The sequence below is a fragment of the Mesorhizobium sp. M7A.F.Ca.CA.002.15.2.1 genome, from assembly GCF_003998715.1.
Lineage (GTDB): Bacteria > Pseudomonadota > Alphaproteobacteria > Rhizobiales > Rhizobiaceae > Mesorhizobium > Mesorhizobium ciceri.
The window spans coordinates 1-2,391 of sequence record NZ_RZPI01000794.1 but is presented as its reverse complement, the minus strand read 5'-3'; the positions used below and the strand labels follow the sequence as shown (position 1 = coordinate 2,391).

The 2,391-nt window shown below is 61.4% G+C and carries 3 protein-coding genes; all 3 read right to left on the bottom strand.

Translation table 11 applies throughout. The annotated features are described in order from the left end of the window. Nucleotides 1-54: 54 nt before the first annotated feature. On the bottom strand, nt 55-489 hold the full coding sequence (gene aroQ, locus ENZ74_RS29395) for a type II 3-dehydroquinate dehydratase (RefSeq protein WP_013531359.1): 435 nt from the start codon (nt 487-489) through the stop codon (nt 55-57). A 149-nt stretch (nt 490-638) separates the two neighbouring features. Beyond that, nucleotides 639-1,442, bottom strand: coding sequence for a DsbA family protein (locus ENZ74_RS29390; protein WP_013531360.1), 804 nt, complete (start codon nt 1,440-1,442; stop codon nt 639-641). Nucleotides 1,443-1,503: 61 nt separating this feature from the next. Further along, on the bottom strand, nt 1,504-2,391 hold an 888-nt coding region (locus tag ENZ74_RS29385; RefSeq protein WP_164761296.1), incomplete at its 5' end, for a M48 family metalloprotease.

The following is a 2,391-nucleotide window of genomic DNA, read 5'->3' as shown; positions in this document are numbered from 1 at the left end:
GGTCAACACCGGTCTTCTTTATCGACATTTTCGAGCCTTCTGTTTGTTGGCCGGTCATAGGCGTGCGGCCAGCGCCTGTAGCGCCAGCGTATAGCCGAGCGGCCCAAAGCCACAGATCATGCCGACGGCGACCGGCGCGACCATGGAGACGTGGCGGAATGGTTCCCGCGCATGGATGTTGGAAAGATGAACTTCGGCCACCGGCAATGGTGCGACGGCGCGGATGGCGTCGTGGATGGCAATCGAGGTGTGGCTGTAGGCGCCCGGGTTGATGACGATGCCGACAGCCTTGTCGCCGGCTTCCTGAATCCAGTCGACAAGGTCGCCCTCATGGTTCGACTGGCGGAAATCGATCTCGAACCCCAGCGCCGTGCCTGCCTGCTTGCAGTCGTCGGCGATCGCGGCAAGCGTCTTGCCGCCATAGATGCCCGGCTCGCGCTTGCCGAGCGCGTTGAGATTGGGACCGTTCAGGACGAAAACCGTTTTCAAAAAAGCCGACCTTTCCCGGCGCCGTCATCAAGCCGGCGCGCTGGGCCCTCTATAATGGGCATAGCCGCCCGCGGAAAGAGCGCAAGTGCGTTCTTTCACTGTCCACAACAGGCGGAAATGTGCCAGTGAGAGATAGCTGGCGAGCAAGATCAGAGCGCGGCTTTCGCCGCCTCGATCTTTTCAGCCAGCACTTCCTGCCCGAGCGCCCCGAACACCACCTCGTTGCCGACGACATAGGACGGCGTTCCGGTGATCGCCAGTTTGTTGGCAAGATCGTAGGTCTTGGCGAGGGCCTCGTTGATTGTCGGGTCCTTCATCTTCTCGCGCAGCGCCGCTTCGTCGGCGCCGAGCGACAGCGCGACCTTCATGGCCGCCGCCTCGGTGGCGCGTCCCTGACCGCCGAGCAACGCATTGTGGAACTCGCCGTACTTTTCCGGGTGCATCAGGTGGAAGGCCATCGAGACCACGCTCGCCTTCTGCGAATCCGGTCCGAGGATGGGGAATTCCTTGAGCACGAAACGCAGGTCCGGATCGGTCTTGGTCAGCGCCTTCATGTCGTCGATGGCACGTTTGCAGAAGCCGCAATTATAGTCGTAGAACTCGACGATGGTGACCTTGCCGGTCGGATTGCCGACGACGCCGTCGAAGGCGGAGTTGAAAATCTGGTCCTTGGCATCCTTGATCACGCCGAGATGAGCGATGCGCTGCTCTTCCTTCTGCTTGGCCTCAAGCGCGTCCTGGACCTCCAGAAGAACTTCCGGGTTTTTCAACAAATAGTCGCGGATGATGCCTTCGACCTCGGTGCGGTCGATCTTGGTATCGGCCGCCGCCGTCTCGACCGGCTGTGCGGTCCCGGCCTTGGCGATCTGCGGGTTTCCGGCAACGAATCCGAAAGCCAGCATGGCCAGAGCGACCGCAACCCCCGTGGTGCCCAGCAGCAGTGCCTTTTTCATCGTTCCTGTTCCTTCTGCCTGTTTTCCGGTCTGGCTATGTCGTGGCGCGGGGCCGGAAGGTTCACTTGATCTTGGTTGATGGCTTGTAGTTTATGATATCCTGGGCGCGAAGCCAGCGCGGCTCGCCGCGTTTCATCTGCTGCTGCGCCCGCATGGCGAAAATCTTCGCATCCTTGTAGTTGCCGGAATAGAAATGGCTTTCAGCGGTGGCAAGTTCAGCGCCAGGTATGTCGCCCAACTCGCCATAGGCCTGCGCCAGATAGCGATATCCGGCTGAATTTTCCTTGTCGCGACCGAGGCCATTGTTGATCTGCACGACGGCTTTTTTGAGGGAGTCGGGCGTGCCGACGGCCATCAGCGCCTGGCCCACGGACACTGGCAGCAGACCGGACCGAGCCGAATCGAGGCTGACCGCCTTGGCATAGGCGTCCGCGGCTTCCTTGGGTTTGTTGGCTTTCATCAGGATGTCGCCGCGCAGTTCCTGGAAGTAGGCATTCTTCGGTTGCGCTTTGATCAGTGCATTGGTCTTGGCGAGGGCGGCGGCGATGTTGCCGAACAGGTAGGTCGACTGGGCGTCGCCGTACTGGGCGGCGAGGGTTCCTTGCATCTTTCGCATCAGCCGGGACGCGGCCGCCTGGCCTTCCATGTAAACGGCGATCTTCACCCGCATCATGTCATGGCGCTGCTGCAGCGCGGGCGGGTCCGGCCTGTCGACATTGGGGTCCTGTTTCACCAGCACTTCGAGATTGGCGATGCGGTCCTGCGGCATCGGATGGCTGATCCGATACGGATCGACCTGGGCGCCCGAAAGCGAAAGTGCGGTCTGGAAGCGGCGGAATGTCTTCAGCATGCCCATGCCGGACTGGCCGGTGGCGTTGAGATAGGTGATCGCCGAGCGGTCGGCCGTCATCTCCTCGGTGCGCTGATAGGCGAGGATGCTGCGCTGTGC